Here is a 25,132-nt window from a genome sequence, read left to right on the forward strand (position 1 = left end):
GTCCGTCAATCTGCTGTGGCGCCGACCGAAGACAGCGCGCTGCACAACTGATCCTAGACCAGAGTCGGGTCAGAATCCGAGTGGGTCCTACGAACTGTCGTAATACGCGGCTCGCCTATGGGAGACAGCACTTCCCCGGCCTGCCGAGCACCCGATTCACCGCGCCGGGGACACCCGCGTCACGACGCGGAGGGCACCGGACCCGCGGTGCTAGCGTAGGCGCGTGCGTGATTTCCTCCGAACTGCCCGCCGGGGCCGTCTGACCACCGCTGTTGCCGCTGCGGCATGTTCGTGCGCGCTGACCGTCGGGCTCGTCGGCTGCGGCTCGTCCGACGACGTGCTCCGCACGCCGGACGGCTCGGTCATCTCGACCACCACCACCCGCTTCGCGCAGGTGAACATCGTGAACCCGGGCCGCGACTACTCGCGCACCTGCCTGGCACCGACGCCCGCCGATCCCGGAACGGCGGATGTGCAGCGGATCGTCGTCACCGACCCGGCCTTGCTCGACTCGCTGTGCGCCCTCGGGCTCGGACCGCAGGTGCGCGCCGTCGTCGCCGCTCCCGGTTCGGTGCCGGCCTATCTGGGCCCGCAGCTCGCCTCGGTCCCCGCCTTGGGCGATCAGCCCGCCGCCCCGGACGTGCGCGCTGCCGATCCGGACGTGATCCTGTCGACACCCGAGACGGCATCACGAATGGAGGCGATCGCGTCGACCGGTGCGGCACCGGACGCGTGGACCGTCACGATCGCGCCGTCACCGGATTGGCAGGACGAGTTCAGCGAGACCGCGCGTGCGGTCAACCGCGCAGCCGCAGGCAAACAGCGCCTCGATGAGTTCGCCGCGGAGGCCGCACGGGTGGGGCGACTCATGGACGCCGCCCACACCCAGGCATCGCTGGTCCGCTTCCAACCCGATCAGACCACCATCGAGGGGACCGATTCGTTCGCGGCGCAGATCATGAAGATCGTCGGGGTGGACCGGCCGGCAGCTCAGCGCACTCCCGATGCGGTGAAGATGACCGACGACAACCACACCGAGGCCGATGCCGATCTGATCTACGTGAGTTACCAGGGCGAGGAAGGTAAGGCCCGCGGCAAGGACGTACTGCTCTCGGATCAGTGGCTCGACATGGGAGCCCCGACCTGGAAACGCGTCCTGTCCGTCGATGACGGCGTCTGGTACGCGAAGCCCGGCCTGTCCGCAGCGTGGCTCATCGTCAACGACCTGAAGTCGTCCCTCAACGGCAGTTCGGCCGCGGAGTAGAGCATCCGGAGTAGAGCATGCCGAACAGTGCACGCCCGCCGCACTGACTGCGGCCGATGTCGGAGTCGTCCGGTAGAGATGTGGCTGTGAACGCCGCACCGATCCGAGTTCTGTGGCGTCCTGGCCTCGGACTGGCCGTGTGGCCGTCCCCGACCGACGACCACGGCGAGCAGGCATCTGCCGGATCGGCGTTCACCGACGTCGCCGACATTCCCGAATCCTTGACGGACCTGCTCGGTGCCCGAAAGCTCCGCCACACCGTCGAGGTCCGCTCGCCCGGCGGCCGCAGGGAGTTCCTTCCGGCCACCGCGGTCGGCGTACCCACCGCGGTGGAGCTGCTCGACCGGTTCGAGCACCTGCGCGGCGGTGGGGACATCGGCTTCTACCGGTACGTGCTGGCCGGAGTGCGCGCATTCCTCGACGCCGGATCGGCCGCACCGGGCGTCGTCGACGTCGCCGGAGTCGCGGAGGTCCGGTGGCTGCCGCTGCCGACCGGCGCTTGGCGTGCCTGGCTGTCGGTGGCGCACGGCAGCGCCCCGCCCGCGGTCACGGAGAACGGTGGAGCCGCCGCCGTCACCGATTTCGCCACCGAGACCCTCGACCACGAGGCCCGGCGCCGACTCCATGGCCGTGTCACATCGCAGGTCCCGCTCATCGCCGGCCTCGCTGCCGCCGCTCCCCTCCCGGCGACCGACACCCCGGGTGCACGCGGGGCGTGGGCCGACTGGTCGTCGACCGTCGGTCCGGAGGACGCCGCACTGGTCCTGCGTCTGCACGAGCCTCCGGATGATCCGGACGGGCCGGCCGTTCCGGCGATCGACGCCCGCTGGCGACTCGAGGTGTGTCGGCGCAGCCCGACCGGCGATGTCGTACCGGTCGTGCCGCACCGCCTGGATCCCCACGACTTGGAGGCCGTCACCAGCGACCTCGCCGACGCGGTCCGCGCCTTCGGCGGACTCTCGCGGTCCGACACCGACCCGCACAACCTCGATTTCCTGCTCGATACCGAGACCGTCGACGGCCTGTTCACCCGCGGCGCCACCGCGATCGCCGACGCCGGGATCTCGGTGCTGCTGCCGCGCACCATCGCCGCCGTGTCCCCGACGCTCGCACTGCGATCGTCGGACGTTCCCGGTGGCGGGAATCGGCCGGGATTCGTCGGACTCGACGAGATCTCCGACTTCGAATGGCGTCTCGCACTCGGTGACGCGCCCGGCTCCCCGGAACTGTCCCAATCGGATCTCGACGAACTCGCTCAGCAGCACGGCAACCTGGTGAAGGTCCGCGGTCGCTGGCTGCGCGCGGAGGGCGCCGCCCTGCACCGCGCGGCCGCCTTCGTCGCCGCGCAACGCGCTTTGCCGGGCAGCTCCGGATCGCAGCCGACCATGGCCGACCTGGTCGCGATGGTGACCGATCCCCTCGACCGGCTGCCCGTCCCGGTGTCGACGGTCGACGGGCTCGGGTGGCTCGACGACGTAGCTCGCGACGGCGCGATCGTCCCCGAACCGGTCGCTCCGCCGGCATCGCTGCGGGCCACCCTGCGCCCGTACCAGCAGCGCGGCCTGGATTGGTTGCACACCCTGCACCGGATGGGGTCGGGAGCAGTCCTCGCCGACGATATGGGTCTGGGCAAGACCGTGCAGGTCATCGCCCTGCTGACGACGATCCGATCCGATGGCGAACGGCATCCGCCTGCGCTCGTGGTCAGCCCGATGTCGGTCATCGGCAACTGGCAGCGGGAGCTGCGCACGTTCGCCCCCGACCTCACCGTGACCGTGCATCACGGGACCGGCCGCTCGGTGAACTCGATCGCCGACGGCGGCACCGATGTCGTCCTCACCACGTTCGCCACGCTCGCCCGCGACCGTGCCGCGATGTCGGAACTGCGTTGGAGCGAACTCGTCGTCGACGAGGCTCAGCACGTGAAGAACGTCAAGACAACTGCGTCCCGAGCACTCCGGGCCATACCTGCACGTCGACGCATCGCCCTGACCGGAACACCGGTGGAGAACCGTCTCGAGGACCTGCGCGCCGTCGTCGACCTCGTCAATCCCGGCATGCTCGGCAGCGCGTCGGCCTTCCGGTCCCGGTTCGCCGAACCGATCGAACGCGACCGAGACCCCGACGCGCTGCGGCGACTGAACGCCCTGACCGGGCCGTTCATCCTGCGCCGGACGAAGTCCGACCCGGCGGTCGCACCGGATCTCCCTGACAAATCGGAACTGATCGTGCGCACCAATCTCACCACCGAGCAGGCCGGGCTCTACCAAGCCGTTCTGAACGACCTCCACGAGGCGCTCGCCGACACCTCGCAGGGCGGTCCCCGGCGACGGACGGTGCTCGCCGCGCTGACCCGGCTCAAGCAGATCTGCAATCACCCCGCCCACTACCTGGCCGACGGTTCGCCGCTCATGCGCAAACGTCGTCATCGTTCGGGCAAGGTGGAGCTGCTGATCGACGTGCTGTCGACTCTGATCGCCGAAGGCGACCGCGCACTCGTGTTCACCCAGTTCGCGGCGTTCGCCGACCTGATGTCCGAATGGCTCTCGCCGATCCTCGGCGCTCCGGTCCCCGTCCTGCACGGCGGATCCTCGCGCACCGAACGCGATGCGATGGTCGAGAGGTTCTCCGCAGCCGACGGCCCACCGGTGCTGATCGCGACTCTCAAAGCCGGCGGCACGGGACTCAACCTGGTCGCCGCGAATCACGTGATTCACGCCGACCGATGGTGGAATCCGGCGGTGGAGGATCAAGCCACCGACCGGGCGTACCGGATCGGCCAGACGCGGAACGTCCAGGTGCGCAAATTCGTGTGCGTCGGAACTCTGGAGGAGCGCATCGACGAGATGGTGAGCGCCAAGCGGGAGCTCTCGCAGTTGACGGTCCGCACCGGCGAGACCTGGCTGAGTGACCTCGACGACGACACGCTGTTCGACATGCTGTCGTTGCGCGATGCGGCGGTCGGCGAATGAGCGCCCGCAGACGCGGCCCGGCACCGGTGCGCGGGTACGGCATCACCGGTTGGTCCAGGGCGTTCGTCTCCGTCGTCGAGGCCGAGGCCGATCATCGCCACATCACCGGGGCGCGCCGGTACTTCCGCGACCGGCACGTCGACGGTCTGCAGATCGGCGAAGGACGCGTCACCTCGTCGGTACGCGGTACGCAGCTCGACCCTTTCGAGGTGATCCTGGTGACGCGGGTCGTCGACCCGGAGACTGTTATCGACCTCCTGCGACGCACCGGTTCGGCAGGCGATCTGCTCGCCCTGGCCCGCGGCGAACAACCGCCTGGGCTGGGCAATCTGATCGCACCGACCGAATCTGCCGACGTCGAATCGGATTGCACGTGCCCCGACGAAGCTCCCCGCTGCGTCCACGTCCTGGCGACGGCGTTCGAAGTGGCCGCCGAGATCGACCGGCGCCCCACTACCCTGCTGCAGGTGATGGGCACCGACCTGCCTGCGCTACTCGCCGCGGCGGGCGACGCGGATGAGGACGGGGATGATCGCGACGACGCCACCTGGAACAACGCCACCGGGAACACCGACGACGGACCGATGCTTCCCGACGATTTCTACGGCGACCGCGTGGTGCTTCCGCCGCCCCCACCGGTGCCCGCCGTCGACGCGCTCACCGAACTCGACCCCGCCGTCCTGCGAATCGCCTTGCGTTCCTCCGGGGTCGCGGTCACCCAGGTCGCCGAGGCGTTCGACGACCTGGCGACCTTCTACGCCGAGATCAAACGACGCACATGACGACGAGAATCGGGCCCGAGGGCACGATGGATGCCCTCGGACCCGATTCAGGAGACGGTCAGAAGTCCCAGTCGTCGTCCTCGGTGTTGACGGCCTTGCCGATGACGTACGAGCTGCCCGAACCGGAGAAGAAGTCGTGGTTCTCGTCCGCGTTGGGCGACAGCGCCGACAGGATCGCCGGGTTCACGGCCGCCTCGTCCTTCGGGAACATGGCCTCGTAGCCGAGGTTCATGAGCGCCTTGTTCGCGTTGTAGCGCAGGAACTTCTTGACGTCCTCCGAGAGTCCGACCTCGTCGTAGAGCGCCTCGGTGTAATCGGTCTCGTTGTCGTACAGCTCGAAGAGCAGCTCGAACGTGTAGTCCTTGAGCTCCTCCCGACGCTGCGGGGTCTCGACCTCGAGCGCGCGCTGGTACTTGTAGCCGATGTAGTACCCGTGGACGGCCTCATCGCGGATGATGAGGCGGATCATGTCGGCGGTGTTCGTGAGCTTGGCCCGCGAACTCCAGTACATCGGCAGGTAGAAGCCCGAGTAGAAGAGGAACGACTCGAGCAGAGTCGAGGCGACCTTGCGCTTGAGCGGGTCGTCGCCCTGGTAGTACTCCATGATGATCTGCGCCTTGCGCTGGAGATACTCGTTCTCCTCCGACCAGCGGAAGGCCTCGTCGATCTCCTTGGTGGAGCAGAGCGTCGAGAAGATCGAGCTGTAGCTCTTGGCGTGCACCGACTCCATGAAGGCGATGTTGGTCATCACCGCTTCCTCGTGCGGCGTGATCGCATCAGGGATCAGCGAGATGGCGCCGACCGTCCCCTGAATCGTGTCGAGCAGGGTGAGGCCGGTGAAGACGCGCATGGTGAGCGTCTTCTCGTACTCGGTCAGCGTGCCCCACGACGGAATGTCGTTGGACACCGGAACCTTCTCCGGCAGCCAGAAGTTTCCGGTCAGGCGATCCCAGACCTCGGCGTCCTTGTCGTCCTGGACCCGGTTCCAGTTGATGGCCGATACCCGGTTGACCAGCTTGACGGGAACGCTGCCGGCGGGGCTTGTCGATGTCATCGTGTTGTCCTCATTCGATGTTGTCGGAGATGAATCAGCTTGTGTGCGAGGGGATCTCACAACATGCAGCTGACGCAGCCCTCCACCTCGGTGCCTTCGAGAGCCATCTGACGGAGTCGGATGTAGTAGAGCGTCTTGATTCCCTTGCGCCACGCGTAGATCTGCGCCCGGTTCACGTCGCGCGTCGACGCACTGTCCTTGAAGAACAACGTGAGACTCAGGCCCTGGTCCACGTGCTGGGTAGCGGCGGCGTAGGTGTCGATGATCTTCTCGTAACCGATCTCGTACGCGTCCTGGTAGTACTCCAGGTTGTCGTTGGTGAGATACGGAGCCGGGTAGTAGACGCGACCGATCTTGCCTTCCTTGCGGATCTCGATCTTCGACGCGACCGGGTGGATCGAACTCGTCGAGTGATTGATGTAGCTGATCGATCCGGTCGGCGGCACCGCCTGCAGGTTCTGGTTGTAGATGCCGTGCTTCTGCACGAGCGCCTTCAGCTCACGCCAGTCGTCCTGTGTCGGGATCGCGATCTCGGCATCGGCGAAGATGCCGCGCACCTTGTCGGTGGCGGGCTCCCACGCCTGATCGACGTACTTGTCGAAGAACTCGCCCGACGCGTACTTGCTGTCCTCGAAACCGGCGAAGGCCCGGCCGCGATCCTGCGCGAGCTTGTTCGATGCGCGCAGCGCGTGGAACAGCACCGTGTAGAAGTAGATGTTCGTGAAGTCGATGCCTTCTTCGCTGCCGTAGAAGATGCGCTCGCGGGCCAGGTACCCGTGCAGGTTCATCTGACCGAGTCCGATCGCGTGGCCTTCGTCGTTGGCCCGTTTGATCGACGGCACCGAATCGATCGCAGTCTGGTCGGCGACCGCGGTGAGTCCGCGGATCGCGGTCTCGATGGACTGACCGAAGTCAGGCGAATCCATCGTCTTCGCGATGTTCATCGAACCGAGGTTGCATGAGATGTCACGTCCGATGTGCTCGTACGAGAGGTCGTCGTTGAACGTCGACGGAGTCGACACCTGAAGGATCTCAGAGCACAGGTTGGAGTGCGTGATCTTGCCCGCGACCGGGTTCGCCCGGTTCACGGTGTCCTCGAACATGATGTACGGGTAGCCCGACTCGAACTGCAGTTCCGCGAGGGTCTGGAAGAACTCGCGCGCCTTGATCTTGGTCTTCCGGATCCGCTTGTCCTCGACCATCTCGTCGTACGTGTCGGTCACGTTCACGTCCGCGAACGGCACACCGTAGACGCGCTCGACGTCGTACGGGCTGAACAGGTACATGTCGTCGTTGTTCTTGGCGAGCTGGAACGTGATGTCCGGGATCACGACGCCGAGCGACAGGGTCTTGATGCGGATCTTCTCGTCCGCGTTCTCCCGCTTGGTGTCGAGGAAGCGGTAGATGTCCGGGTGGTGCGCGTGCAGGTATACCGCGCCCGCACCCTGACGGGCGCCCAGCTGGTTGGCGTAACTGAACGAGTCCTCGAGCAGTTTCATGATGGGGATGACGCCGGAACTCTGGTTCTCGATCCTCTTGATCGGCGCACCGTGCTCGCGGACATTGCTCAGCAGCAGCGCGACGCCGCCACCGCGCTTGGAGAGCTGAAGCGCCGAGTTGATGGAACGGCCGATCGACTCCATGTTGTCCTCGATGCGGAGCAGGAAGCACGAGACCGGCTCGCCGCGCTGCTTCTTGCCCGAGTTGAGGAACGTCGGGGTGGCCGGCTGGAACCGGCCGTCGAGGATCTCGTCCACCAGATGCCGGGCCAGTCCGGTATCGCCCGCGGCGAGCGTGAGCGCCACCATGCACACCCGGTCCTCGAAGCGCTCCAGGAAGCGCTTGCCGTCGAACGTCTTCAGCGTGTAGCTCGTGTAGTACTTGAACGCGCCGAGGAAGGTCGGGAAGCGGAACTTCTTGCCGTACGCGTGGCTGAACAGCAGCTTGACGAACTCACGGTCGTACTGGTTGAGGACCTCCGGCTCGTAGTAGTTCTCCTTGACCAGGTAGTCGAGCTTCTCGTCGAGGTCGTGGAAGAACACCGTGTTCTGGTTGACGTGCTGCAGGAAGTACTGGCGCGCGGCTTCCCGGTCCATGTCGAACTGGATGTTGCCATCCGCGTCGTACAGATTGAGCATGGCGTTGAGGGCGTGGAAATCCAGTTCCCCCGGCTCGTGACCGGCGGGGCCCGAGTGGACTCCCGACCTGCTGGCCGAGACGGTGGGATCAGTGGCGGTGACGGTGGGCGACACGGTGACTCCTGGCAGACGGTGTGACTTCAATGCGCGGTTGCGCGGTGCGCGCGGAGGAACTCCGCTAGACCGGACGTCACGCGGGTGACGTCCTCGGGGGTGCCCATGACCTCGAAGCGGTACAGGTAGGGCACCTGACATTTACTCGCGATGATCTCGCCCGCGCGGCAGAACTCGTCTCCGAAGTTCGTATTGCCCGCTGCGATCACACCGCGGATGAATGACCGGTTGTGCTCGACGTTGAGGAATTTGATGACCTGCTTGGGTACGAAGCCACCGCCGGCGTGGGCGGTGACCTGACCCCGGTCGCTGACCTTCCCTCCCCCGTAGGTCGGGGAGATCAGGACGTACGGCTCGTCGACCCGGAACACCCCCTCCCGGTCGATCAGCGGGATTCGCTGCGACCGGGCCCCGAGCTTCTGGACGAAGCGATGGGTGTTCTCCGAGACGGACGAGAAGTAGACGATCAGCGGAAGATCGTCCGGGCCCGGTACCCGTTCGGATACGGCGGACAAGGGGCCGGGTTCAGGCCGCGCTGGCGGCGAGTCCCTTGATGCGATCGGGGCGGAAGCCCGACCAGTGGTCGTCGCCGTCGACGACGACGGGAGCCTGCAGGTAACCGAGCGCCATGACGTAGTCGCGGGCCTCGTCGTCCTGGCTGATGTCGACCACGTCGTAGGACAGACCGAGTTTGTCCAGCGCCTTGTAGGTCGCATTGCACTGAACACAGGCCGGCTTGGTGTAGACGGTGATAGCCATCGGCGAGACTCCCTCATCCTGCGGTGCGAACCGCTGCTTGCGACTGTTCGAAAATGATGGTCGTTCGGGAGGCCTTCCCGGTGAACGACGTCGATGTGATTCGATCGCCTTTCGTCCGCCCCCCGGACAACCCAAACACTACACCTAGTGGGTGCCTTTTCAACTGACCACAAGAACTTGTGAATAACATTCATGAAAGCTGCAGGTCGCGCGCTCGTAGTCCACAACCTGATCGGCGTGTCCCGGCGTGTTGGGCGTGTCACATCTCGAGCGGTTCGGACGGCCATGAGAGCAGTGAACCGCACGGGTACGACAATGTCTGTCGTGTCCCGTGCGGTCCTCGGGCGGGTGAGCCGGGATCGCCGGCGCCCGCCCCTATCGGAGCGGTCGTCTGGGGGTCAGACGGCGACCGCCACCGAGTCCGCGAGCACGCGGACCGCTCGGGTGACCTGCTCGACGATCTCCGGGCTGCGCACGCCCTCCTCGCCCAGTTCGCCGGACTTCAGTCCGATCTCGACGTCTTCGATGACCCGGCCCCCGGCGATGCCGACGCAGCGCCGCGTGTCCTCACGCGACCACACGCCCGCGTACCGTCCGAGCGCCGAGCCGACCACACCCACCGGCTTGCCCGAGACCGCACCCGCCCCGAACGGACGGGAGAGCCAGTCGACAGCGTTCTTCAGCACGGCGGGCATGGTCCCGTTGTACTCGGGAGTGACCACCAGGAACGCGTCAGCGTCGCCTGCCGCTCTGCGGAACTCAGCGATCCCGGCAGGCAGCGATTCGTCGTTGTCGACGTCCTCGTTGTAGAAGGCCAGTTCCCCGAGCCCTTCGATGATCGATGCCTCGACACCGTCCGGGATGCTCTCGACTGCCACTTCGGCGAGCTGGCGATTGACCGAATCGGCGCGGAGGCTGCCGACCAGGACAGCGATGCGGAGGCGGCGGTCTGGCATGTGAGGATCACTCCTTCAGGAGAACGGGGCACGGATTCGGAGAGCTTCAGGACCGAAACCGTCGTACTGAAGTTCAAACCCGGATCAGGTCGCCAAACTTCCGTCACGCACCCGTGACGTCCGTCACGACCGGACATCGCGCCAGGTAGCACCTCTGATCGGCTAATCTCGGACATATGACCTTCCCCGGCAGCTCCCCCATCGGCCTCCCGGTCGTCGGCGGTTCGACGCTGTCGCCCGAGCGCGCGGACGCCGCACGCAACCGCAGACTCCTGCTCGCCGCCGCCCAGTCCCTGATCGACGATCAGGGCGCCGCCGCGGTGACCATGGATGCCGTCGCACGTGCCGCCGGCGTCGGCAAGGGGACGGTGTTCCGCCGCTTCGGCAACCGAACCGGGCTCATGCACGCCCTCCTGGATCACTCCGAGTCGGACCTGCAGCAGGCGTTCCTGTCCGGGCCGATGCCGCTCGGCCCCGGCGCCCATCCCCTCGACCGGCTCGCCGCGTACGGACGCGCCCGACTGAAGATGAATGTCGACCACCTGGACGTCCTGCTCGAGGCGGGATCCGACGACCCCGACCGGTTCTCGCACCCGGTGTGGGCGATGTCCACGCAGCACGTCAAGATCCTGCTCGGCGAACTCGGCTTCCGTCACCGACTGGACGTGCTCGCATACGCGATACAGGCGCCGCTCGACGCGATCACCGTGCGCCACCTGCTCGACGTCGTCGGTCTCACCCGCGAGCAGATCGCCGACGACTGGGAATCGATGGTCCGCACGCTGGTCGCCGGCACCCACTGACAGCTTCGACAGCCGGGTCAGCGCACCGCCACCGCGTCCCGCGCGACGAGCGCGGCCGCGCGGCTCAGGTCCGCTCCTTCCGGCAGCAGCGAGATCACCGACCACGGTGCCCGCGGCGGGGCGTCGTCGAGCCCGAGCCCGTCGGCCGCCTCCGCTCCCGCCAATCGGTGACGCACACCGGTGTCGGCGATCAGGAACCGTTGTCCGGCGAGCGCGCTGTCGCCGCGCGCCCCGGTGACCGTCACGTACTCGGCCGTTGCGGGCGGCAGGTAGACGGCGTCGAGTCCGGGACCGCGCCCGTCGGCTGACCCCAACGCGACCGGCCGGCCCGCGTCGGGCACCGGCAACGCGTCGACGGCGTACAGCGATTCCCGCGCCCGCGACTCGTCCCGGGTCCGCGACCACGATCGGCACAGCACGGACTCGCCGACCGCCATGCGGGGCGCCGCCCGCGGAAAGTGCCCGACCGGCAGGGTGTCGACCACTGGAACGGCCGTCAGAGCCCCCGGCGCCACGTTCCGGATCGTCGGCGACGCCGAAGGATCGGCTGCGCGCAGCATGTCGGCGGCGGTCGACGGGAGCTCCTGCATCCCACCGACCAGCACGACACGGTACGCGACCGCACCGTCGACGGCCGCCGTCCGGATCACCGAGCCGACCGGCAGACCGATGGGCCCCTTCGTTCCGCGGCCCGGCACGTCGGGGACGCGCAGCGGCGGCCGAACGGGGAATGCGTCGAGCAGCGCCGCCGACACCGGAACCGGCTGCCGCCCTTCGAGTCCGAGCGCGCGCAGCACCGCCGTGCTCTCGGTGTCCACGCCGGCCCGAACCGGTGGCGCACCGGATTCGGTGAACAGCAGCCACGTCCGGTCGCCGTGGGACACCAGAACCCCGTGGCCCGGTGGCAACGGCCGGCCGGCCGGGACACCGGACAGGACCGCCGTGCCGGCAGGCGTGTCACAGACGGTCCATGTCGACGCGCCGTCGACCGCAGGTCCGGGCAACGATGCCGGCGCTCCCGGGATCCCGAGCGCGGCACCCCGCGGAAACTCCGCGAGCGAGTCCGGGCCGACCGTCTTCACCGGTGCCGGACCGCCGACGATGAGACGTGCCGACGCCAGATTCAGAACGGGATGCATCACGCCGTCGACGAGCACGAACAGTCCGCCGCCGGAGTCGGCGACGATACGGGCGTCACCGACCGAGGGCGCGGGCCGGATCAGCCCGTACACCCCGGCACCCGCCAGCATCAGAACCGCGACCACGAGTCCGGCCACGATCGCCCGCCCCTGTGATCGCATCGGGTCGTGCAGCATGCGAACGTCCCAGCGGATCAGCGCATGCTCTGCTCGCGCCAACCCGAACCGATATCCGCTGACTTGGGCACGCGTGGTGATACGCCTCGACATCTCAGATCCCCCCGAATCGAATTGCGTCCCACGCACCGTAACGGCGATGTACCGTGACGCCACGCGATTCGGGGGAATTGCGCGATTCGGGGGACTGTCATGCGAACGACCACGCGCCGGAGAGCGCATGCCCGGGGCCGGCGACCCGCCGCTCCATCCGAGCAGCGGTTCGAGCCGTTCGACGTACCCGACGGCTCGGGCGGGTACGTCGGCGTCATCCGTGACGGGCCGCGGCTGGTATGCGTGCTCGCCGTCGAGCCCCCGCCACCCGAACCCGTGTTCGTGGCGACCACACGGAGATCGGGCGGCCTACCGCTCGATGCCGTCGCCGCATGCCTCATGCGATCCGATGCGCGGCCGGACGTCGTCGAGATCGTCGAGCGCACGCTGACCTCGTGGGGCGACGGGCCGGCCGCCCGCGCCTACCGCGACGTCCTCGGTCCTCTCGCCCCCGCATCGCACCGCAGCGTCGCACTGGTGATTCGGATCGACCCCGCCCGCTGTCCCGACGCGGTGGCACTGCGCGGCGGCGGACCCGCCGGAGCCTTGCGGACCACGCTGTGGTGCCTGCGTCGGCTGACCGCGACGCTTCGCGCCGCAGGTGCCCGCACCCGGCCGTTCACCGCGGCTGCCCTGTCGGCCGATGCTGCGTGGACGTGGTCCGCGGATCGGCCCGTGGTCGCGCTCGTCACCGCGTCGGGAATCGACGGCGCCGCACCGCCGCAGGCTGGAGACGGCCAACTGATCGGCGCGGCGCAGGACGGGGAGCCGGTCGCCTTGCGCATGGCCGGACCGCAGATCGGCCGGGTCGACGTCGCCGGTGACGTCAGACTCGCACGCCAGGTGGTGGTCCGGCTCGCCGCCCTCGGCGTGCGGTGCCACGTACTCACCGATCGGACCGATCAGTGGCGGCCGCTCGTTCACGCGCTCTCCGATGGCCTCCTCCTGTCCGAGGGGCCGACGACTCCGCCGAGTGCGCAAGTGGTGGTGCACGACCGGTCCGACCCACCCGGGCTGCGGTCACCGACGATCGAGCCCGGGCTGACCTCGCTCGTCGTGCACCGCGATCGACCACCCGAGACGCTCCCGGGTTACCTGCTGCAGCAGGACGCCGCCGAACCCGCACTCCTGCACGTGATCTCGCCCGGCAACGCCCCGAGAGTCGCACTTCGCACCGTCACCACGCAGTCGGAGAAGGCCCTCACCGGCTGAATCAGGGCATGCACGCGCGGACGAACTCAGCGTTCGCGGAGGCCGCGTGCACGACCACGCCGGGGTCCGAGTGTGCGAACCACACCGCGTCGCACGCCGAAGCGAAGAGCTCGCGGCCGTCGGTCGTCGACACCCGCACCCGTCCCGACAGCACCGCGATGATCTGCGGACCCGGCACGTCGAAGCTGACCGACGACGCGTGCCGCAGGCCCGTACCGTCGAGCACGACGCGGGACAACCGGAACTCCGGCGCGGGCGTGAGGTACACGTGTTCGGCCCCGACGGTCCGCGTCTGCGGAGTCAGCGCCTGAAGGCTGACCGGCGTGAAGTCAAGGACCCGGAGCAGCTCGGGCACGTCGATGTGCTTGGGGGTCAGGCCTCCGCGCAGCACGTTGTCGGAGTTCGCCATCAACTCCACCGCGGTGCCGTGGAGGTAAGCGTGCAGGTTCCCAGCCGACAGATAGAGCGCCTCACCCGGTTGCAGACGCAAGCGGTTCAGCAGCAGCGAGGCCAGCACGCCCGGATCGGTCGGATACGTCTCGCCGAGTTCGAGCAACGACCGCAGTTCGAGTGCGAAACGGCTCTCGCCGCGTTCGAGGCATCGCACCGCGCCGTCCAGCACCTCCGGTACGAGCGCACCGATCACCGAATCCGGCAGGGTCAGCCAAGTAGTGAACACCGCTCGCAGACCGGTGGCATCCGGTTGTCCGGCGAGCAGACCCAGATACGGGTCGAGCGCGGCGACCTGCAGACTGCGGAGGAGGTCGAGCGTCTCCTCGGGATTCCGGAACCCCGCGAGCGCATCGAATTCGGTCAGCGCGACGACGAGTTCGGGCTTGTGCCACGCGTCCCGGTAATTGCGGTCGGCGGCATCGAAACGAAGACCCGCCGCGTTCTCCCGTGCGAACCCCTGCGCAGCCTGCTCGGAGCTCGGGTGCGCCTGCAACGACAGCGGCTCCTCGGCCGCCAGGATCTTCAGCAGATACGGGAGCCGTGGTCCGAACTCCTCGATGACCGTCGGGCCGAGAGCCGCTTCCGGATCGGAGTCGATGAGAGCGAGGAGGTCATCGCCCTCCGCGGGCGCGTCGGTCACGCCGGCGGGCGACGCCGGATGCGCACCGAACCAGAGCTCCGCCTCGGGGTGCGGCGACGGTGACTGCGCACCGCGCATCTGCGCGAGGGCGGTGCGCGACCCCCAGGCGTACGGCCGGATGACCCCGGCGAGCAACTTCATCCCGCAGTCGCCCTCTCCGCGGCCGGCCCGGACAGGCCGAGGTAGGCCGCTGCCAGATCGGCCCGAGTGACGGTCACCGCGTAAGCCGAGAGGTCGGCGGGCACGTCGCCGTAGGCGTGGTCGATCGGCGGCCGGCCGTCGGCTGCGGCATCGGCCGCGGCGGCACCCGTCCGTTCGGTGACGACGTCGACGTCGCCGAGTCCGAGCATCCGCTGCTCCACCCAGCGGCTGCGGCCCTGCGTCGTGATCAGCATGACGCGCGGTGCGACGACGGGCTCCGGATCGAAGTCCGGGTCGTAGAAGATCGAGTCGGCGTTGCTGTCGCCGTTCGCCTGCGCATCCGCCCGCACCCGGGTGAGGACGCTCGCCTCATCGCCGCCGACCGAGGTGACACCCGCGACCGCGAACAGCGTTGCAGCGACGTGCGCGGCGATGACGGCGGTTGCCGGAGTGTCCCCCGCCCATGCGACGGGTCTCCCGTCGACGCGCATCGCCAGGGACTTCGCCTGATTGCGAAAACTCTCGTGGTCGGGGCGGTCTGCGGCCGCTTCCTCATCGATCAGGTCGGCGATATCGGCCAGATCCGGCGGAGACGGGTGCAGTCGGACCCGGTCGAAGGCCGAGCAGACGGCGACGAACACCGCTGACAGCCGAATGAACGTGAACCGGACGTCGGACGGCAGCCTCGGCGCCAGGTTCACGATCCGCTCACCGCCCACCGCGTCGGCGAGCGGGCCCTCGACGGGGACTGCGGTGACCAGTTCGGCGCGCCGACGCAGCGCACGCAGCGCCGCATCGGTGTAATTCCGGTCCGCCGGGTCGTCACCGGCCACCACGACGACGTCGAGCGGCCCGATCCAGCCTGGCAGCGCAGGCGCGACGACCAGCGGCACGTCCAGGTGGGACGCGAGCAGTGCGACGACGAGATCAGCTGCCCGGCGGGCGGTGCTCGACGTGCCGGTGACGATCACGACGGCCCGCGGCTGCAGATCCGCCAGCGGCGCCAGAACGCCCTCTGACACCGCCTGTGCGACCGCGCGGACATGCGCGCCCGACATGGCGGCCGACCGCAGCAGACCGTCACGGTCAGCGGCGATGAGGGCCTCGACGTCGTCGAGGTCGCGGAGGGGGGCAGACATGGGTCTCAGCCTAGTCAGCGGGCAGTGTCCGAGGGGAACGACCCGTCGGCTAGTCGACCGGATCGGGCAGCACGCGGAGATGTCCGCGACGTCCGGGTCGCGGAGTCACCGGGGTCGCGGACTGTGCCGGGTGGTCGGACGCCCGGTGCCGCCCACGCGGCGACTCGTCGATGTCCGAATGGGCGAGAAAGGCCGGGCGGCCGGCACCCGATCCGGCGGCACTCGAACCCACTTCGCGGACCGAGTCGGCGAGGGCGGTGAGATCCTGGTCCTCGGGAGCCTGCGTGTAACCGCTGCTCCGGAGCATCTCCCACCCGCGAGGCACGGTGATCCGGTCGGCGTGGCCTGCGCACAGGTCCCACGAGTGAGGTTCATCGGCTCCGGCGAGTGGGCCGACGACCGCAGTCGACTCCGCGTAGACGAAGGTCAGTGTGGCCACGGCCAGGCGGGAGCAACCGGGCCTGCAGCACTGACGGGGGGAACTCACGCTTGAAGCGTATCGTGCCGGGCCCGAGCCGCCGCGTTCGACACGCGTTGACGCCGACGCAGGGTCCGCCTGCCGATGCGGGCGGCGCACTAGACTGGCGCGCATGCCGTACCGTCTGACCCCTCTGACCTCGGGTTACCGCCTGCTCGCTCCGCCTCGGCGCCGCCTGCGCGATCGCCGCGGGCGCGGACTGCGCGGACCGGCGGTGCCCCGCGGCGTGCCGGCCCACAGGACGCCGTCGGACGACTTCGACCGGGCCGCCGTCGAGGTGTTCGCCGAACTCGACGCGAAGTGGCACGACGAACTGCTCGGACTCGACGTCGCCGTTGATGAGATTCCCCGGATGCTGCCGCGCGGCGACGATCCGGCCGAGTGGGAACTGGTGCAGTGGCCAGAGGAGGTGACCGCCGACGGCCTGGTCCCCCTTGCGCGGCTGCTGCCTTCGGGCATCGACACCGAGGGACGTCCGACGCGTGCGCAGATAATTCTCTTCCGCAGGCCCCTGGAGCTGCGGGCGTTGGACGACGACCTACGAGAAGTGTTGCGGGAGGTGCTGATTCAGCAGGTCGCCACTTACCTGGGAGTGGACGAAGACACCGTCGAGGACGGCCCCGGAGCAGAATGACCTCGGTGCACCGCCGACGCCGAGCCGACGGTCAAGCGCCGATGATCAGATGATGCCGCGCTTGAGGCGGCGGCGCTCACGCTCGGACATACCGCCCCAGATACCGAAGCGCTCGTCGTTGTGCAGTGCGTACTCGAGGCAGTCGGACTTCACCTCGCAGCCCGAGCAGATGCGCTTGGCCTCGCGAGTCGATCCGCCCTTCTCCGGAAAGAAGGCCTCGGGATCGGTCTGCGAGCAGAGTGCGCGATCCTGCCACTCGTCCTCCACTGCATCGAACAGTGCTTCGAAATCGCTCGGTACTGCAGTGAGATGACCGAAACCTCCGGCCACCCCCCGACTGATCGGCTCAGCACCTTCGCCGTGTGTGAAAGTCATTTCTCGGCGCCCCTCCTGCTTCGCTCTCCCCGTAATGACACTGATGTGATTACACACGGACGGGCGGTGTGGGTCAAGCCGAATGGCAAGATTCATTTTTAACATCCGGTTCCGACAAAATCGCTTGAGCGCGACTTTGACCACGCCGTTCGGCGTGTCGCGGCGAGTGACTACAGTGGGTCGCTGTGAAGGTGACCGTACTCGTCGGAGGCGTCGGTGGCGCCCGTTTCCTGCAAGGTGCACGCGAGCTGTTCGGCGTCACTCCGTTCCCGCCCGGGGACGGCGATGACACGTCCGAGCACTCCGTGACCGCGATCGTCAACGTCGGCGACGACGCGTGGATGCACGGGGTGCGCATCTGCCCGGACCTCGATACCTGCATGTACACCCTCGGCGGGGGTATCGACACCGACCGCGGATGGGGGCGCAAGGGCGAGACCTGGCATGCCAAGGAGGAACTGGCCGCCTACGGCGCGAACCCCGACTGGTTCGGCCTCGGCGACCGCGACCTGGCGACCCATCTGATCCGCACGCAGATGCTCGATGCGGGTTTCGCCCTCTCGGACATCGCCGCGGCCCTGTGCCGACGCTGGCAGCCGGGTGTGCGCCTGCTGCCCGTCACCGACGACCGCCACGAGACGCACGTGGTGATCGACAAGCCCGACGGGGAGCCCGGCGACAAGGTGGCGATCCACTTCCAGGAGTGGTGGGTCCGCCATCGCGCACAGGTGCGCACACACGGTTTCGCCCAGGTCGGGTCGGACGACGCGACACCCGCCCCCGGCGTCATCGAAGCGATCACCGAGGCCGACGTCGTCCTCCTCGCCCCCAGCAATCCGGTCGTCAGCATCGGCGCGATCACCAGCGTCCCCGGCGTGCGCGCCGCACTCCGCAGGACGTCGGCACGGGTGGTCGGCGTCAGCGCCGTCATCGATGACAAGCCACTGCGCGGCATGGCCGACGAATGCCTGTCGGTGATCGGTGTCGGTTCGTCCGCGACGGCGATCGCAGCCCACTACGGAGCCCGCTCGGCGAACGGACTGCTCGACGGATGGCTCGTCGCCGACGGCGACGGCGCCGCGGACGGCGAGGCGTCCCTCGAGGGCATCGCGGTCGGGTCCGCTCCCCTGCTGATGACCGATCCCGCGACCACGGCCGACATGATCCGCGCAGCGTGCGCTCTCGTCGGGGCGGACACCCCGTGAGCAGCCCCGGACGAGACGGCCCCGGACAAGGCGGCGGCGCAGAAGACGACAGCGCAGAGAACGACGGCGCAGTGGGCGACCACCGTGCCGTCGACGGTCTGCAGATCCTGCCGGTGACCGGACTCGGCGAGTTCGGCCCGGACAGCGATGTGGCGGCCGAGATCGCCACCGCCGCTCCGTGGATCACCGACCGGGACGTCCTGGTCGTGACCAGCAAGATCTTCTCCAAGACCGAGGGGCGGATGGTTCCGGCACCCACCGACCCGGACGAACGGGACACGTTCCGTCGCAAGCTGATCGACGACGAGACCGTGCGCGTCGTCGCCAAGCGCAACCGCACGCTCATCACCGCGAACCGCAACGGCCTCGTCCAGGCCGCCGCGGGCGTCGACGGCTCCAACGTCCGCACCGACCAGATCGCCCTGCTGCCCGTCGACCCCGATGCCAGCGCGGCCCGGCTGCGCGCCGACCTGGCGGAGCACCATGGCCTCTCGGTGGCCGTGATCGTCACGGACACGATGGGACGCGCCTGGCGGACCGGACAGACCGACGTGGCGATCGGGGCCGCAGGCGTCGCCGTGAACCATGCGTACGACGGCGTCGATGACTCCTACGGCAACACCCTCGTGGTCACCGACATCGCCGTGGCCGACGAGATCGCCGCGGCGGCCGATCTGGTGAAGGGCAAACTCGACGGTGTGCCGGTCGCGGTCGTTCGCGGCCTCGATCCCGTGGACGACGGGACACGCGCCCGCGATCTGGTGCGCGAGCTGGACGACGACATGTTCCGGCTGGGCGTCGAGGAGGCGGTCGCTCAGGGGCGCCGCGAAGCCCTGCTGACCCGCCGGTCGGTCCGGGCCTTCACCGACGAACGTATCGGGCCGGACGTCATGCGCGCCGCGTTCGCCGAAGCCCTCACCGCACCTGCCCCGCACCACACGCACCCGATCCGCTTCCTGTGGATACGCAGCGACGACCGCAGGCGCGCGTTGCTCGCCGCCATGGAGGACGCCTGGCGAGCCGACCTGACCGATGACGCGAAATCGGCGGAGTCGATCGAGCGACGCGTCGCCCGTGGGCAGATCCTCTACGACGCACCGGAACTCGTCGTACCGGTGCTGACCGGTGAGGGAATGCACGAGTATCCGGACGATCGGCGCAACGACTGCGAGCTCACCATGTTCACCGTCGCGGGCGGTGCCGCCGTCTCCGGCCTCCTGGTGGCGCTGTCGGTCCGCGGAGTGGGCAGCTGCTGGGTCGGATCGACCATCTTCGCCGCGTCGGCCGTACGCCGGATCCTCGACCTTCCGGACTCCTGGCGTCCGCTGGGAGCGGTGGCGATCGGCCACCCGAGGGCGGCCCCCGGACTACGCGAACCCGCAGCGACTGAAGGACTCGTGATCGAACTGTGAGCATCACGCAAGCGACGCGCGAAGCGCTGATCGACTGGACTGCACCGGATGCGGAGCAGGACGCGCTCCGCCACACCGTCCTGGCATTCCTCGACGCCCTCCGCGATGCGATGCCCAACCCCTGTGACCGGGCGAGCGTGCCGGGACATGTGACCGGCTCGGTGATCGTCTTCGACGCATCGCTGACGCATGTCGTCCTGACGTTGCACCCGCGCGTCGGGAAATGGATCCAGCTCGGCGGCCACTGCGAGCCCGACGACGCCAGCGTCGCCGACACCGCGCTGCGCGAGGGCATCGAAGAGTCGGGGCTCGGTTCGCTGCGACTCACGGACAGTCCGGTGCACCTGCACACGCACCCGATCACCTGCTCACTCGGCATGCCGACCCGTCACCTGGACGTGCGTTTCGCCGCCGTCGCACCCCCGACCCCGGACGGTGCGCTGCCGCCGATCGTGTGCAGCGACGAGTCGGTCGACCTGGCCTGGTGGCCGGTCGATGATCTGCCCGACGGGGTGGACACCGACACGATCCCGCGGTTGGTCGAACTGGGCGCCACCGCGTTGCGCGAGGACGCCGCACGCCGCAGCTGACCGACGGTTACCTGACGGGCGTGTTCTTGCCGACGCAGACCACCCCGTCCGGACTGACCCGGTAGTGCTCCCGGTCGTGGTCCAGGTCCACCCCGACCCGACGGCCGTCGGCCACGTTCACGTTCTTGTCGAGGATCGCATTGCGCACCACCGCATTCGAGCCAACTCTCACACCGGGGAGCAGCACACTGCCCTCGACCACCGCTCCCTCCTCGACCACCACGTCGTTGGACAGCACCGAGTGCGTGACCGCGCCGGAGACGATGGCGCCGGCACCGAGCATCGAACCGTCAGCCGAGCCGCTTCGGATGAGCTTGGCGGGCGGCAGGTGACTGGCGGCGGCGCGAATGGGCCACAGCTGGTTGTACAGGTTGAACACCGGGTGCTCGGAGATCAGGTCCATGTGCGCGTCGTAGAACGAGTCGATCGTTCCGACGTCGCGCCAGTAGGCGTGGTCCCGCTCCGTGGAACCGGGGATCACGTTGTCGTTGAAGTCGTAGACGTACGCCTCGCCCCGCGACACGAACGCCGGGATGATGTCACCGCCCATGTCGTGATCGGAGTCCGGATCGGCGGCGTCGGCCCGGAGCGCCTCGACGAGCGCTTCGGTGGTGAAGACGTAGTTGCCCATCGAGGCGTAGGTGACCTCCGGATCGTCGGGCGTCCCGGGCGGGTCGCTCGGCTTCTCGACGAAGGCGGTGATCTGGTTGTCGTCGTCGGAATCGATGCAACCGAACGCGAACGCCTCGGCCCGCGGCACCCGGATTCCCGCTACCGTCGCCTTCGCGCCCGATTCGATGTGCGCCCGGACCATCTGCGACGGATCCATGCGGTACACGTGATCAGCGCCGAAGACGACGATGTAATCGGGCCTCTCGTCGTCGATCAGGTTGAGAGACTGGTAGATCGAGTCGGCACTGCCGGTGTACCACCGCGGTCCGAGACGCTGCTGCGCCGGGACCGGGGTGATGTACTCCCCGTGAAAGCCCGACGTCCACCAGTTCTGGGAGATGTGTCGGTCGAGCGAATGCGACTTGTACTGGGTCAGCACGCAGATCCGCTCGTAACCACCGTTGACCAGGTTCGACAGGACGAAGTCGATGAGCCGGTACGAGCCTCCGAACGGCACTGCCGGCTTGGCGCGGTCCATGGTCAACGGATACAGGCGCTTGCCCTCTCCGCCGGCGAGGACGATTCCGAGCACGTGCGGTTGTGATCTCACCCTTCAAACATATCGGGGCAGGACCGGACCCGCCTACCGGAGCACCTTCTCAGCCGCTTCGGCGACGTGCGAGGGTCACCGTCACGTCGAGCGTCACTTCGACCTGTCCGCCGCGGGCGAGCGCGCCCGCATCGGCTTCGATCTCGCTACGAGAACGGTGGAAGCCCGCGGGCCCCATCCCCGCGACGTCGGCCAGCTGCGCCGTGTCCAACCTGCGCCGAGCGGTCACCCGGTCCGCCGACACGACGTCGAAGGCAGCGGCCAGGTCCGCGGACAGGCGATCCTGTTTGCCCTCGCCGACACGCAGCATCCCCAACGGCCCCACCACCTCCGCGAGATGCCCGGGGTTCGGGGTGACGATCACCCAACGACCGCCGTCGGCGAGCACGCGCGCAGTGTCGGCGACGTTGCGCGGCGCGAAGACCGACAGCACCGCGTCGGCGACGCCGGAGCACACCGGGAGCCCGGCCCACACGTCGGCGACCACCGACACGATCCGCGGGTGGGCACGGGCAGCGGCACGGGCGCAGAACTTAGAGAGATCGATGCTCACTCCCGTCGCACCGGGTGCGCGGTCGAGAGCCGAGGAGAGGTACGAGCCGGTGCCGCCGCCCGCGTCGATGATCAGCGGCGAATCACCGGTGAGAGGGAGTCGGGGCGACGAGACCTTCTGCGCCACCGCGGTCACGATCGGGTCGTACAGGCCTGCACCGAACACCCGTGCCCGTGCGGCGACCATCTGGGCGGTATCGGAGCGGTGTGCGGTCGCCTTGCCCGCCAGCAGGGAGGCATATCCCTGCCTGGCGAGGTCGAAGCGATGACCCCGCTCGCATCCGAGTGCGCGGCCGTCCGGGTCGAGCACTCCGGCGCACACCGGGCAAGCGAGCCGCGCGGCCGTGATCAGCCGGTCCGTCGGGTCAGGCAGTGACGTCGCCCAACGCGATGGCGAGCGCGCTCGCTTCCTCGTCGTTCAATTCGACGACGAGTCTGCCGCCGCCGTCGATCGGAATGCGAACGACGATTCCACGACCTTCCTTGACCGCTTCCAGCGGGCCGTCACCCATACGTGGCTTCATCGCCGCCATTGCCAGTGCTCCCTCTCCGCGATTCACTCGAACGGCTCAATGATACGTCGGCCACATTCCGCGCTCACGTCCTACCGGTCGTCAGCGCCTCGCGAACGCCCTCGCACGGTCGGCATCTCGCCGGTGTCGGCGACGTCGCGTTCCTGGAGGTCGTGCACCACGCCGCGCAGTTCGTCGATCTCCCGCGCCAGTTTCTCCAGGGCCCAGTCGACCTCGACCGCCTTGTATCCGCGGAACGACTGGGCGAAGACGAGACGGCGCACGTCGTCGCCGCCGATGCCGGCACGCGGCAGACGGGTGAGCGTGGTCTGGCCGTCGACCGGCGGCAGATCCTCGCCACGACCGAACACGAACCAGACCAGCGCGAACAGCAGCGCGACCACGACGGCCACGCCCAGCACGTACAGTCCGATGATCAGCACGGCTTCTACAGTAACCCCGGATCGAGGCCGACGATCGGCGGCCGCTCGTCCCGGCACAGGTCGGTGGTGCGCGGCGCGAACCCACCGGTGGAGTCCGGGATGAACTGAGTCAGTCCGGTGCCCGAGTCCTCGATTCCGCAGCGTTCCAGGAGCGTCGCCACGATCTGCCTGCTCATCACCGCGAGGTCGCGGAGGGGCCGGTTCCGGTGCTGCCGGACACCCAGGTTCACCTGGCCGATGCCTGCGAGGCCGTACCGGTCGTACGTGTCGACGAGCAAACCGATCTCCACGCCGTAGCCCGGGGCGAACCGCACCGAGGTGAGAAGCTCGCGGGTACCCGCGTACTCGCCCCCGAGGGGCTGCAGCACCTCCCCCAGTTCGGGCTTGAGTGCGGTCAGCAACGGTCGCGCCAGCAGTTCGGTGACACGTCCGCCACCGCTCGCCTCGTGCGTCGCACCGGTGAGCAGCGGACGCCGGTAGTAGCCCTTCACCAGGTGAATCTCCGGGTCGGCGAGGAGCGGACCGAGCATCTTCGGCACGAACATCGGATCCGGATCGATCAGATCGGCGTCCACGAACGCCACCAGGTCACCTGTGGTGGCCGCCAGCGAACGCCAGAGCGCTTCCCCTTTGCCGGGTACCGGGTCCAGCCCCGGAACCGCCTCCTCACGACTCACGACCCGGGCGCCGGCACGCCGTGCGACAGTCGCGGTGTCGTCCGAGCAGCCCGAGTCGAGCACGATCAGCTCGTCGACCAGCGTCCCGACCAGTGGCGCGATCGACGCGATCACCCCACCGACCGTCGACTCCTCGTCCAGGGCGGGAAGCACCACCGACACGGTCCGACCGTTCTTCGCGGCCACCAGTTCGTCGACGCTCCACTCCGGGTGATCCCAGGTGTGCGTGTGGGACCAGCGCGCCTCTCCTTCACCGCGGTCGGCCCAATCCCGATCGATCCAGCCCGCACTCATGCGAGGCCTCGCACTGTCCGGGAGGGTCTGCGAGTCCCGATTATCGAGGCGACCATGTCCACGGCGCGACGGGTGTCGGCGACCTCGTGGACCCGGAACACGCGCGCGCCGCGCGCAGCCGCTAAGGCGGTGGCCGCCAGGGTCCCGGCGACCCGCTCCTCGAGTCCGACGCCGAGGGTCTCGCCGATGAAGTCCTTGTTCGACAACGCCATCAGCACCGGCAGTCCGGTGTCGACGAGACGGTCGAGCTCGCGCAGCAGCGCCAGCCCGTGATGGGTGTTCTTGCCGAAGTCGTGCGTCGGGTCGATGAGGATTCCGTCCGCACGCACGCCAGCCTCCCGAGCGCGACCGGCGGCCGCGGTCAGCTCGCCGACCACGTCGGCGACCACGTCGTCGTACGCGACGCGATGCGGCCGTGTCCGGACCCGAGCGCCGCCGGTGTGCGAACAGACGATCCCGGCTCCGGCCTGCGCGGCGATCTCGACGATGCGAGGGTCGGCGCCGGCCCAGGTGTCGTTGACGATGTCCGCTCCCGCCTCGCACGCTGCTGCAGCGACTTCACTGCGCCAGGTGTCGACGCTGATCAGGAGCCCGGGATGCTGCCTGCGGATCCACGCGATCAGCGGGACGACACGCTGCGCCTCAGCCTGTGCGTCGACCTGCTCACCGGGTCCGGCCTTCACACCGCCGACGTCGACGATGTCGGCCCCCTGTGCCACCACGTCCTCCACCCGGGCCTGCGCGGCGTCGTCGGAGAAGGTCGCACCGCGGTCGTAGAACGAGTCGGGGGTGCGGTTCACGATCGCCATCACGAGCGCGCGATCGGCGGCGACGGGCCGGCCGCAGAGGGTCGCGCCCGGAGCGGGCGGCCCGGCCGATGGGGCATGGCTCACGTATTCACC

The 25,132-nt window shown here is 68.6% G+C and carries 25 protein-coding genes; 9 read left to right on the forward strand and 16 right to left on the reverse strand.

Features of this window, described 5'->3' with window-relative positions; all coding sequences use genetic code 11:
- The first annotated feature begins 223 nt into the window (after positions 1 to 223).
- Genes FO044_RS10450 through FO044_RS10460 form a run of 3 tightly spaced genes read left to right on the forward strand, consistent with a single transcriptional unit; the run spans position 224 to position 5,018 of the window.
- Entirely contained in the window at positions 224 to 1,264 is a 1,041-nt protein-coding gene (locus FO044_RS10450; RefSeq protein WP_143965624.1) for an ABC transporter substrate-binding protein, read from the forward strand.
- Between the two features lie 56 nt (positions 1,265 to 1,320).
- Positions 1,321 to 4,236, forward strand: a complete 2,916-nt coding sequence (locus tag FO044_RS10455) for a DEAD/DEAH box helicase (protein ID WP_143965625.1) — start codon at positions 1,321 to 1,323, stop codon at positions 4,234 to 4,236.
- Positions 4,233 to 5,018: a hypothetical protein gene (locus tag FO044_RS10460; RefSeq protein ID WP_143965626.1), complete on the forward strand. Its 786-nt coding sequence runs from the start codon at positions 4,233 to 4,235 to the stop codon at positions 5,016 to 5,018. Before FO044_RS10455 ends, FO044_RS10460 begins: the two co-directional genes overlap by 4 nt.
- Positions 5,019 to 5,076: 58 nt before the next feature.
- On the opposite strand, the gene nrdF is transcribed toward FO044_RS10460, so the two are convergent.
- The 5 genes from nrdF to FO044_RS10485 all read right to left on the reverse strand — a co-directional run bounded on the left by nrdF (position 5,077) and on the right by FO044_RS10485 (position 10,039).
- On the reverse strand, positions 5,077 to 6,072 hold the full coding sequence (gene nrdF, locus FO044_RS10465) for a class 1b ribonucleoside-diphosphate reductase subunit beta (protein WP_143965627.1): 996 nt from the start codon (positions 6,070 to 6,072) through the stop codon (positions 5,077 to 5,079).
- A 56-nt stretch (positions 6,073 to 6,128) separates the two neighbouring features.
- Entirely contained in the window at positions 6,129 to 8,324 is a 2,196-nt protein-coding gene (nrdE, locus tag FO044_RS10470) for a class 1b ribonucleoside-diphosphate reductase subunit alpha (protein ID WP_132991813.1), read from the reverse strand.
- A 26-nt stretch (positions 8,325 to 8,350) separates the two neighbouring features.
- Complete coding sequence (gene nrdI, locus FO044_RS10475; RefSeq protein WP_143965628.1) at positions 8,351 to 8,839, reverse strand: class Ib ribonucleoside-diphosphate reductase assembly flavoprotein NrdI; 489 nt, start codon at positions 8,837 to 8,839, stop codon at positions 8,351 to 8,353.
- 10 nt (positions 8,840 to 8,849) lie between these two features.
- On the reverse strand, positions 8,850 to 9,083 hold the full coding sequence (nrdH, locus tag FO044_RS10480; RefSeq protein ID WP_132991815.1) for a glutaredoxin-like protein NrdH: 234 nt from the start codon (positions 9,081 to 9,083) through the stop codon (positions 8,850 to 8,852).
- Between the two features lie 398 nt (positions 9,084 to 9,481).
- Positions 9,482 to 10,039 carry an NAD(P)H-dependent oxidoreductase gene (locus tag FO044_RS10485; RefSeq protein WP_132991816.1) on the reverse strand — a complete coding sequence of 186 codons (558 nt, stop codon included), beginning with the start codon at positions 10,037 to 10,039 and terminating at the stop codon, positions 9,482 to 9,484.
- 176 nt (positions 10,040 to 10,215) lie between these two features.
- Between FO044_RS10485 and FO044_RS10490 the strand changes: the two genes are divergently transcribed.
- Positions 10,216 to 10,842 carry a TetR/AcrR family transcriptional regulator gene (locus tag FO044_RS10490; RefSeq protein ID WP_132991817.1) on the forward strand — a complete coding sequence of 209 codons (627 nt, stop codon included), beginning with the start codon at positions 10,216 to 10,218 and terminating at the stop codon, positions 10,840 to 10,842.
- Positions 10,843 to 10,859: 17 nt separating this feature from the next.
- Here the strand turns inward: FO044_RS10490 and eccB are convergent, their stop codons facing one another.
- Positions 10,860 to 12,251: a type VII secretion protein EccB gene (eccB, locus tag FO044_RS10495; RefSeq protein ID WP_143965629.1), complete on the reverse strand. Its 1,392-nt coding sequence runs from the start codon at positions 12,249 to 12,251 to the stop codon at positions 10,860 to 10,862.
- Positions 12,252 to 12,350: 99 nt separating this feature from the next.
- Here eccB and FO044_RS10500 point away from each other — a divergent pair, with 99 nt between their 5' ends.
- Positions 12,351 to 13,463 carry a type VII secretion protein EccE gene (locus FO044_RS10500; protein WP_143965630.1) on the forward strand — a complete coding sequence of 371 codons (1,113 nt, stop codon included), beginning with the start codon at positions 12,351 to 12,353 and terminating at the stop codon, positions 13,461 to 13,463.
- 1 nt (position 13,464) lies between these two features.
- Here FO044_RS10500 and manA read toward each other — a convergent pair whose 3' ends face one another.
- Genes manA through FO044_RS10515 form a run of 3 tightly spaced genes read right to left on the reverse strand, consistent with a single transcriptional unit; the run spans position 13,465 to position 16,323 of the window.
- The gene (gene manA / locus FO044_RS10505; protein ID WP_132991820.1) at positions 13,465 to 14,697 is read right to left on the reverse strand and encodes a mannose-6-phosphate isomerase, class I; all 1,233 of its coding nucleotides are present in this window, start codon (positions 14,695 to 14,697) and stop codon (positions 13,465 to 13,467) included.
- A complete protein-coding gene (locus FO044_RS10510) occupies positions 14,694 to 15,836 on the reverse strand; it encodes a hypothetical protein (RefSeq protein ID WP_132991821.1) in 1,143 nt (380 codons plus the stop codon). Before FO044_RS10510 ends, manA begins: the two co-directional genes overlap by 4 nt.
- A gap of 49 nt (positions 15,837 to 15,885) precedes the next feature.
- On the reverse strand, positions 15,886 to 16,323 hold the full coding sequence (locus FO044_RS10515; RefSeq protein WP_207924472.1) for a DUF3499 domain-containing protein: 438 nt from the start codon (positions 16,321 to 16,323) through the stop codon (positions 15,886 to 15,888).
- A gap of 103 nt (positions 16,324 to 16,426) precedes the next feature.
- On the opposite strand from FO044_RS10515, the gene FO044_RS10520 reads away from it, so the two are divergent.
- Positions 16,427 to 16,948, forward strand: a complete 522-nt coding sequence (locus FO044_RS10520) for a metallopeptidase family protein (RefSeq protein ID WP_132991823.1) — start codon at positions 16,427 to 16,429, stop codon at positions 16,946 to 16,948.
- Positions 16,949 to 16,993: 45 nt separating this feature from the next.
- Here FO044_RS10520 and FO044_RS10525 read toward each other — a convergent pair whose 3' ends face one another.
- Complete coding sequence (locus tag FO044_RS10525) at positions 16,994 to 17,323, reverse strand: WhiB family transcriptional regulator (protein ID WP_132991824.1); 330 nt, start codon at positions 17,321 to 17,323, stop codon at positions 16,994 to 16,996.
- A 185-nt stretch (positions 17,324 to 17,508) separates the two neighbouring features.
- Between FO044_RS10525 and cofD the strand changes: the two genes are divergently transcribed.
- From cofD to FO044_RS10540, 3 genes are all read left to right on the forward strand, one after another.
- Positions 17,509 to 18,528, forward strand: a complete 1,020-nt coding sequence (gene cofD, locus FO044_RS10530) for a 2-phospho-L-lactate transferase (protein ID WP_143965632.1) — start codon at positions 17,509 to 17,511, stop codon at positions 18,526 to 18,528.
- 71 nt (positions 18,529 to 18,599) lie between these two features.
- The gene (locus tag FO044_RS10535; protein WP_132993294.1) at positions 18,600 to 19,940 is read left to right on the forward strand and encodes a coenzyme F420-0:L-glutamate ligase; all 1,341 of its coding nucleotides are present in this window, start codon (positions 18,600 to 18,602) and stop codon (positions 19,938 to 19,940) included.
- Positions 19,937 to 20,530 (forward strand): NUDIX hydrolase, encoded by a 594-nt coding sequence (locus FO044_RS10540; protein WP_186290533.1) that lies wholly within the window; start codon positions 19,937 to 19,939, stop codon positions 20,528 to 20,530. Before FO044_RS10535 ends, FO044_RS10540 begins: the two co-directional genes overlap by 4 nt.
- A gap of 7 nt (positions 20,531 to 20,537) precedes the next feature.
- On the opposite strand, the gene glgC is transcribed toward FO044_RS10540, so the two are convergent.
- The 6 genes from glgC to folP all read right to left on the reverse strand — a co-directional run bounded on the left by glgC (position 20,538) and on the right by folP (position 25,039).
- The gene (glgC, locus tag FO044_RS10545; protein ID WP_143965633.1) at positions 20,538 to 21,752 is read right to left on the reverse strand and encodes a glucose-1-phosphate adenylyltransferase; all 1,215 of its coding nucleotides are present in this window, start codon (positions 21,750 to 21,752) and stop codon (positions 20,538 to 20,540) included.
- Between the two features lie 49 nt (positions 21,753 to 21,801).
- On the reverse strand, positions 21,802 to 22,626 hold the full coding sequence (locus FO044_RS10550) for a putative RNA methyltransferase (protein WP_244945748.1): 825 nt from the start codon (positions 22,624 to 22,626) through the stop codon (positions 21,802 to 21,804).
- Between the two features lie 43 nt (positions 22,627 to 22,669).
- Positions 22,670 to 22,837, reverse strand: coding sequence for a DUF3117 domain-containing protein (locus FO044_RS10555; RefSeq protein WP_132991829.1), 168 nt, complete (start codon positions 22,835 to 22,837; stop codon positions 22,670 to 22,672).
- A gap of 71 nt (positions 22,838 to 22,908) precedes the next feature.
- Complete coding sequence (locus FO044_RS10560) at positions 22,909 to 23,259, reverse strand: DivIVA domain-containing protein (protein WP_143965634.1); 351 nt, start codon at positions 23,257 to 23,259, stop codon at positions 22,909 to 22,911.
- Positions 23,260 to 23,264: 5 nt separating this feature from the next.
- A complete protein-coding gene (locus FO044_RS10565; protein WP_143965635.1) occupies positions 23,265 to 24,230 on the reverse strand; it encodes a glucosyl-3-phosphoglycerate synthase in 966 nt (321 codons plus the stop codon).
- Positions 24,227 to 25,039 carry a dihydropteroate synthase gene (folP, locus tag FO044_RS10570; protein WP_143965973.1) on the reverse strand — a complete coding sequence of 271 codons (813 nt, stop codon included), beginning with the start codon at positions 25,037 to 25,039 and terminating at the stop codon, positions 24,227 to 24,229. The genes FO044_RS10565 and folP overlap by 4 nt, the downstream gene beginning before the upstream one ends.
- Positions 25,040 to 25,132: the final 93 nt, after the last annotated feature.

It is taken from the genome of Gordonia zhaorongruii (assembly GCF_007559005.1).
Classification (GTDB): Bacteria; Actinomycetota; Actinomycetes; order Mycobacteriales; family Mycobacteriaceae; genus Gordonia; species Gordonia zhaorongruii.